This window comes from Sporosarcina sp. YIM B06819 (assembly GCF_033485175.1).
GTDB lineage: Bacteria > Bacillota > Bacilli > Bacillales_A > Planococcaceae > Sporosarcina.
The window spans coordinates 1-7682 of the sequence record NZ_JAWLIQ010000004.1 but is presented as its reverse complement, the minus strand read 5'-3'; the positions used below and the strand labels follow the sequence as shown (position 1 = coordinate 7682).

6 protein-coding genes are annotated in these 7682 nt (G+C 43.3%); 1 reads left to right on the top strand and 5 read right to left on the bottom strand.

Annotation, left to right across the window (positions count from 1 at the left end; all coding sequences use genetic code 11):
- Positions 1 to 171: 171 nt before the first annotated feature.
- Positions 172 to 2148: a methyl-accepting chemotaxis protein gene (locus tag R2B72_RS02800; RefSeq protein ID WP_318614687.1), complete on the bottom strand. Its 1977-nt coding sequence runs from the start codon at positions 2146 to 2148 to the stop codon at positions 172 to 174.
- Between the two features lie 262 nt (positions 2149 to 2410).
- Here R2B72_RS02800 and R2B72_RS02795 point away from each other — a divergent pair, with 262 nt between their 5' ends.
- Entirely contained in the window at positions 2411 to 3094 is a 684-nt protein-coding gene (locus R2B72_RS02795; protein ID WP_318614688.1) for a zinc transporter family protein, read from the top strand.
- Here the strand turns inward: R2B72_RS02795 and R2B72_RS02790 are convergent.
- From R2B72_RS02790 to R2B72_RS02775, 4 genes are all read right to left on the bottom strand, one after another.
- On the bottom strand, positions 3079 to 3738 hold the full coding sequence (locus R2B72_RS02790) for a TetR/AcrR family transcriptional regulator (protein ID WP_318614686.1): 660 nt from the start codon (positions 3736 to 3738) through the stop codon (positions 3079 to 3081). The two genes, R2B72_RS02795 and R2B72_RS02790, sit on opposite strands and share 16 nt — an antisense overlap.
- Positions 3739 to 3748: 10 nt before the next feature.
- Entirely contained in the window at positions 3749 to 4765 is a 1017-nt protein-coding gene (locus R2B72_RS02785; RefSeq protein WP_318614685.1) for an ABC transporter permease, read from the bottom strand.
- Positions 4762 to 5493: an ABC transporter ATP-binding protein gene (locus R2B72_RS02780; RefSeq protein WP_318614684.1), complete on the bottom strand. Its 732-nt coding sequence runs from the start codon at positions 5491 to 5493 to the stop codon at positions 4762 to 4764. Before R2B72_RS02780 ends, R2B72_RS02785 begins: the two co-directional genes overlap by 4 nt.
- Before the next feature lie 151 nt (positions 5494 to 5644).
- Complete coding sequence (locus tag R2B72_RS02775; protein WP_318614683.1) at positions 5645 to 7621, bottom strand: S9 family peptidase; 1977 nt, start codon at positions 7619 to 7621, stop codon at positions 5645 to 5647.
- Positions 7622 to 7682 lie beyond the last annotated feature (61 nt).

Here is a 7682-nt window from a genome sequence, read left to right as displayed (position 1 = left end):
TGGACCGCTTCTTTCATTAACAGTAATTTTTCCATACATCTACTGTACTACAAGTTGAAAATTTTTGTCCACTTGAGGACACTTAAATGCACGTATTTGTACTTATAAAGCTAACAATTAAAGCCCTTCGACCATAGACTCGATCAAAGAGCTTTTACTGTTATTCAATTATCAATACTTAAACTTAGCAATCAATGCCTTCAAGTCTTCTGCCATAAAGGACAGTGATTCGGCTGATGTACTGATTTCCTCCATTGAAGCTAATTGCTCCTCTGAAGATGCCGCCACTTGTTGGGATGCTGCCGCATTTCCCTGTGCACTACTTGCAATATCATTCGTTGTTGCGGTCACTTCTTGAACAGCAGACGAGACTTCTTGCGCAGTTGCAGAAATATCCTCCATTTGAGGTGTGATTTCTTTCATACTTTGCAGGATATGATTGAATTTCTCAATCGCTTCAGTAGAGACAGTCATACCTCCCTGCACATTTTCCGTAATCCGTTCCATGATTTCAACAGAGCTCTCCGTGTCTATTTGAATACCTTCAACGATTGCATGAATTTCTGTCGCAGACCTCTGGGATTGCTCAGCTAGTTTCCGAACCTCATCCGCCACAACCGCAAATCCTTTACCATGTTCGCCAGCTCTTGCCGCCTCTATTGCCGCATTCAAAGCTAAGAGATTGGTTTGTCCCGCAATCTCCGTAATGACATTCAAAATCGACCGAACTTCCTTAGATCGTTCATATAATGATTGAGTAATCGTATTCGATTCCTTGACCGATTCATGAATAGACGTCATTTGATTGACGGTATCTGTAACAGCTTGTCCACCTATTTCAGCTTCTCGCGTCGCACGATAAGAGAGCTCGGATGCCTTTATTGAGTTTTCAGCGATTTGTGTGACGCCTACAGATATATCGGCTAGCGATTGACTTGCGGCGCCTACCCCGTCCGTTTGCACCTCCGCACTATGTGCGACTTCCTGAATTGAAGTCGCCACTTGCTTCGTTGCTTCACTTGTTTGTTCAGCACTTGCCGACAACTGTTCTGCAGAACTAACTACTAGTTCAGCACTTTTTTCCACATTTTGAATCAATGCTCTTAAACTGTCCTGCATACTATTAAACGCCTGACCTAACTGACCAACCTCATCACTCGATTTAACTTCAATCTCCTGCGTTAAATCCCCTTCGCTAATCGTAATTGCTTGTTCTTTTAGTCGAACAATTGGGGTAAGAATTGATTTGGTGATGAAGATAACAAACACTGCACCCACTATTAATGCAATTCCAATAACAAGAATCGTTCTTTGCAATATCGGTAAGGCTGCTTCAGCAATTTCCGAAGAAGCAATCGATCCTGCCAATTTCCAACCCGTTAACTCGTTTGTAACAAATGCCATTACCCTTTGGCCGCCGTCATAATTCAGTTCAGCTTGTCCCGTGTTCCCCGTATAGAGTAGGTCCGTTAAACTGGCAGCTGCTTCTTCCCCCATACCTTCAGTTGGGTGAGCGATATAGCCTTTATTCTTATCCAATATAATTGCATAACCTGTTTCACCAATACGCACTTGATTGGTTAATTCTTGTAAATAATTCAGGTTAATATCAACCGCCACAACGCCAGACCCATCTTTAATAGCTTGGGAAATCGTCACAACGATTTCATTTGTGCTCGCAGAAACGTATGGATCAGAAATGACAAATTCACCTTTGTTCTCCATTGCGTTTATATACCAAGGTCTTTTTCTTGGATCATAGCCATCTGGAATACCTACATCTGGTTCTTGAACAAATAAACCATGTTTCGTTCCTATATAGGTAATTTCGGCTTCCGGATGCAAATCTCTATATTGACCGAATATGCGACGGATCTGAGGACTACTATCTCCCTCATACATATTCATCGAAATTTTCCCAGAAAAAGTATTCATATCATGCACTTTTAATTGCAACATATTGTCAATTGAAGTATTTAATAAATTGACGTTTTCAGTAAATCCAGCCAATATCTCGGATTTAACTGCATCTTTGGCCGTCATAAAAGCAAGCGTTCCAATTAGGATCGAAGGAATAATCAAAATCAATGTAAAAGACACAATTAATTTTCCTTTGATCCCCCGAAGCCCCCTCAACATCTTTTTCATTTCATCATCCTCTTCCTACACTTTTCTTCAAGTGCCAATCATCCGTAGATTCAAATAAAACCGGATGAATAAATTGTAACACGGTGTTTGTTCAACTACTAGTCTTGTAGAAAGAGAATAATAGGCATTTAGTTCTGATACAAATCTCTTACGTAATAAAAGCTTACCAAACTTTCCTGGCGCCCTTCTCATACAAGTCCGCACAGCGCATATAATTATTTTACAAGGTCTATGTAGCGGAAGGAGCACACAATTGAGTGCAGTGATACTCGGTGGATTTCTATTTATTAGCGTGAGTGCAGGAGGCATTTTTGCATGGATTGTCTCCAAACTCTTTCAACAAACAACGCAAGGTTTGTCGCTATTATGTGGTGGGTTTCTAGTCGGATTGCTAGCCCTCGACATCATTCCAACCGCTTTACAAATGTACGAAATGTTTGGCCTCCTTCTTGGCGTCTTGATGGGCTATCTATTATTTCAAGCGCTTCGCCAGTTAGCTCACCCAACAACTAGTCAAACACCATCTCTCTACCTACTAACAATCGCCCTCTTACTCCACACCATTCCACTCAGCATGACCATCGGCAATGCATTAGGAGATTCCACTTTCGGCATCACCATCACGACTTCAACCATTCTCCACCATCTGCCCGAAGGATTCGCCCTGACAACAGCACTGCTATCGCAAGGCAAATCATTAGGGGGCCTGTTACTTGTTTTCATCAGCCTATCCTTATGCTTTAGCTTATTTATTTGGATTGGCCACTATTTCAATCTAACCACTCATGGCCAAGCCATTTTACTCGGGATTTCAATCAGCTTACTTGCAACAACCAGCCTATCAGAATTTATCATACATCATCGCCGGGCTATGGCCATGGGATCATTTTTGACCTATATCCTCTTGGGGTATGTGTTAAGCTGGGTGTTTCATTTTGTAGTGTGATCAATTGCCAATCCCTTCATCAAAAATCGTACCATCCGATCAATCTCGGCCTCATCATCCCATGCCATTTTCGCGGCCAACACATTTTTCGTTACGAAATAGCCAAGAATCGTTGAGCCAACTAGGCGAATAACTGAACTGGCGGGCATTGCACAAATTTGACCGTTTGCCTGATAATGTTTAATGATTTGCACGAAGCGAGCCATCACTTTTGTCCCGACATGCTCGATAAACTGCTCTCTTAACTCCGTATGGAACGGAATTTCTTGGATGAAGACCTGTATGATAGGTCTGTTTTTCTCCAAGAATTTCGCACGGTTATCAATCATCGCGCGTATGAAGTCTTCAAACTGTTCGTATTCGTGATTGAGTACTTTATTCAAATCCTTGATGACGAATGGTGCAATCAGTTTTACCATCATAGGGGTGACGATGAACAGCAGCAATTCTTTTTTAGTTTTATAATGTCTGAAAATAGTCCCCTCTGCCACGCCTGCTTTTTTAGCAATTTCACTTGTCGACGTTCCCGCAAAGCCTTTTTCAGCAAACATTTCAGTCGCCGCGGCTAAAATCTTCTTTTGTTTTTCCGTTAAATTCCCTTCGCTATTATACATTTCTTCTATCATATGATCTTGATTGGGCATGATGGTCTCCTTATACTTTACGATATTTACGCAGTACAATAATATTTATGGCAATGAACAACAGTGAAAATCCTGCCATCGCCAATACATCTATATAAATTTCTCCCCAACCATAGCCCCTCACCATCACATCGCGCAATGCTTCCGCTGCATAATACAACGGCGTGACTTGACCAAGCCAACTTAACCAACTCGGTATCGTTTCCAAGTTGAATAAACCCGAAAAGAAAATTTGAGGAACGATGACAATGGGTATGAATTGCATCATTTGTAGTTCATTATTAGCAAAAGAGGATAGTAAAATTCCTAGTGTTAACGCTGTTAATGACAGCAATAATGTAATGAGTAGCACATAACCGAATGCGCCTTCCATTACCATGCCGAGCACATAGATGGTATACGCGGCAATAACCGTCGCCTGAATCATCGTGAACATACCGAAGCCCAACACATAGCCAATAACAATTTCCCATTTGCGCAATGGACTTGTTAGTAGTCGTTCAAGTGTGCCAGTTGTTCGCTCACGCAGAAAAGATACACCCGCAATAAGAAATACGAAAAAGAATACGAAAAACCCGAGAAGTACGGGCCCAAAATAATCAAACTGCCCCATATCACTAGAGCCATGTAAATAATCAACTTTCACTTTAGGCGCTTGATCAGTTGTCATGGCCGATTGGAACCAGCGCATCGTTGCGCCTGATACGCTTGGATCACTACCTTCAAGATGGATAACAGGTAACTGACCTTCAAACGTGATATAGCCATCTAGTTGCCGCGTGTTCAACTGTTCCTGGGCTTCTTGTTCACTGCCCAACTCAGTCACTTGCGCTCCGTCAACATTGATGTGCTCCGCGACGGCAGCTGGCACATTCACTAAACCAACTTTCGGAGTATATGCTTCCCCGCTGAATACTAAGTATAGCATCGTCAAAACAAGAATTGGTGCGACGATGAGTAACCCCATTGTCCGTTTGTCTCGTACGATTTGCTGTAAAATCCGCTTGACTAAAGCCATCACTCTCATGATTTTGCACCCCCATACACAAGAAATGCTTCTTCAATTGTATTTGAGTTGGTTTGCGCTTTCAATTCAGCCGGCGTACCAACCGCAATGAGCCGTCCATCGCGCATTAACCCCAGTCGATCACATTTATCCGCCTCATCCATGACATGCGTTGTCACAATTAGCGTTTTGCCTTGTTTCTTCAAGTCATAAAATGCATGCCAAATACTTTTCCGTAATACGGGGTCAATCCCCACAGTCGGTTCATCGAGAATAACTAATTCCGGTTCATGAAGCAGCGCAATGGCGAGTGACAACCGGCGTTTCATGCCACCCGAATAGTTCGAAACTAATTTTGTCATGTCATTGGACAGTTGAACAAGCTCCATCACTTCCGCCATTCGACTAGCCTTTTTTTCACCTTTCAAGCCATAGAGTGCCGAGAAAAATTGCAAGTTTTCTTTCGCTGATAAATCCTCATACAGCGCATCTGACTGCGCCATATAGCCAATGCGATTCATCAATTGTAGCGTAGGCATTTTCTCACCAAACACAAAGTTTTCTCCTTTTGTCGGCATATCCAACCCCGACAATTGCTTGACCAACGTCGTCTTCCCCGCACCAGACGGACCAAGTAGCCCAAAAATCTCCCCTTCAAAAATCTCTAAGTTAATATCCTCCAGTACATGATGCTTTTTAAAATTTTTAGATACGTGACGAATTGATACACACGCCTTTGTAAGTTGCATAAAATCCACCCCTCTCCCTTAGTGAGTGATTACTCACTTCTATAATATGCAAAAGAATGGGATTTGTATAGTGAGTAGAGTTAGGAGCCAGGCATTGACACCATTCGCGCACTTCGAATTGTGGCGGTGCCTGGCTCCGCTTACTCAATACTTATAAATATCTCTCAAACCAACCCGTAATCTCATCCAGCCTCGTTACACGTAAGTTCGGCGTACCTGTACGCGACAAGTTGTGGCTCGCATCTGGGAAACGTACAAATTCCGTTACTTTGCCCATGCTTTTCAATGTGATATACAGCTGTTCCGCCTGTTCAATCGGGCAGCGGAAATCTTTTTCGCCGTGGAGAATGAGCAGTGGTGTCTCAACGTTCTTCGCATATTTCAGCGGTGAATGTTCCCATAGCTTATCAACGTCCGTCATATCCGCATCGATTTGCCATTCACTGAAATAGTAACCAATGTCAGATACACCAAAGAAGCTAATCCAGTTTGAAATCGAACGCTGTGTAACAGCTGCCTTGAAACGATCCGTATGGCCCACAATCCAATTTGTCATAAAACCGCCATAGCTACCACCTGTTACACCTAAGCGATCCGTGTCAATCCAATCATTCTCCGCAATAACATAATCCAATCCTGCCATGATGTCCTTATAGTCGCCACCACCATAATCACCACGTACAGCATCGACAAACTCCTGACTATAGCCATGGCTACCCCGTGGATTGACGTACAGTACACCATATCCTTGTGCCGCCAATAGCTGTAATTCATGGAAAAATGTATTGCCGTACATCGCGTGTGGTCCACCGTGGATTTCGACGATCAATGGATATTTCTTACCTTCCTCGTAGCCCGCCGGTTTCATCAGCCACCCATGAACATCCCAATCGGTTGCCCCTTTATAGAAGATCGCTTCCGGCTCAACAAGTTCAACATCGTCCAAATAAGTTGCATTAAATGAAGTAAGAGTTAGTCTTTCCCCCGTTGTAATTGTCTGCTTATACAACTCTCCTGGGTTTACAGCGTTACTGACCGCGACCAACGCAAACTCACCATCCACAGCAACATCATAGCCATAGACATGCTCATTATCCGGAGTTGCCGGGTACAATTCGCCTTCAAGTGTTGCAAAATACAGCTGGACATCACCCATCGTTGACAATTGGAAATACAACTGATTGTCTTTTGTCCAAACGGCTACCGGTGCACTTGCTCCTTGCTGATGATCCGCAATCGCATAATCACCAACCGGCGCATCGAGGCCTTCCGTCAAATTCATAAGCGTTGCCAGTTGCGTATCGTAGACATATAAGTCATCATGTGTTGCATTTTCGTATGATCTGTCCGAACCTGCAAACACGATATAGCGATTATCATACGAAAACTGTGCACCGCCGTAATGGCCTTGTTCTTCAATCAGCACAGTCTCTTCTTTTGTCTCGATATCAACGATGAATAATGGCTGGCGGAATTCATAATCTAAATTATCTTGCCGATTGACACCCATCACAAGTTTCTTACCATCATGCGATATCGCCTGCAATCCATACTGATAATTACCTGTTGTGAACTGTTCCACATCTCCTGTCGCAATGTCGACCACGCCAATTTGCTTGAACTCATCTTGCGGCAGCAGTCCTGCTCCGTCCATCTGATATTTCATTGTCGTCACACGGTACGGCTCCGGCTTTTTCTTGTCTTCTTTTTCTTCTTTATCCGTAAACGTCTTGCCTTCTTTTACGGCTGCGTTTACCCAGATTTGATGGCCGCATGGCGACCAAAGGAAACTCGACACGCCTTTTTCAAAAGATGTTAGCTTCTTCGCTTCCCCGCCTCTTGCAGGTAATATGAACACCTGGTTCTTATCGTCACGATCCGATAAAAAGGCGATTTGCTTGCCATCAGCCGACCATTTCGGCGATGATACGCTCCCCTTACCATGCGTCCACTGTGTCACTTCATTCGACACCAAATCCACGTGAAATAAATGCGACACATACTGATTATCCTCTTGTTCAATATGTGTACGAACAAACAACGCTTCCTTGCCATTCGGCGCCAACTGCGGATTCGTTACAGATTGTAAGCTGAACAAATCTTCGACGGCTACTTTACGTTTTCCCATCATCTATTCCGTTGCCAAAAACCTATAAAAATCTTACAAGCCTTGTTTGCTTCCTGCTTCG

Bases quoted from the DNA above. Each gene is read 5' to 3' on its own strand.
- R2B72_RS02800 (WP_318614687.1), bottom strand. From the start codon at position 2,148: ATGAAAAAGATGTTGAGGGGGCTTCGGGGGATCAAAGGAAAATTAATT.
- R2B72_RS02790 (WP_318614686.1), bottom strand. From the start codon at position 3,738: ATGCCCAATCAAGATCATATGATAGAAGAAATGTATAATAGCGAAGGG.
- R2B72_RS02785 (WP_318614685.1), bottom strand. From the start codon at position 4,765: ATGAGAGTGATGGCTTTAGTCAAGCGGATTTTACAGCAAATCGTACGA.
- R2B72_RS02780 (WP_318614684.1), bottom strand. From the start codon at position 5,493: ATGCAACTTACAAAGGCGTGTGTATCAATTCGTCACGTATCTAAAAAT.
- R2B72_RS02775 (WP_318614683.1), bottom strand. From the start codon at position 7,621: ATGGGAAAACGTAAAGTAGCCGTCGAAGATTTGTTCAGCTTACAATCT.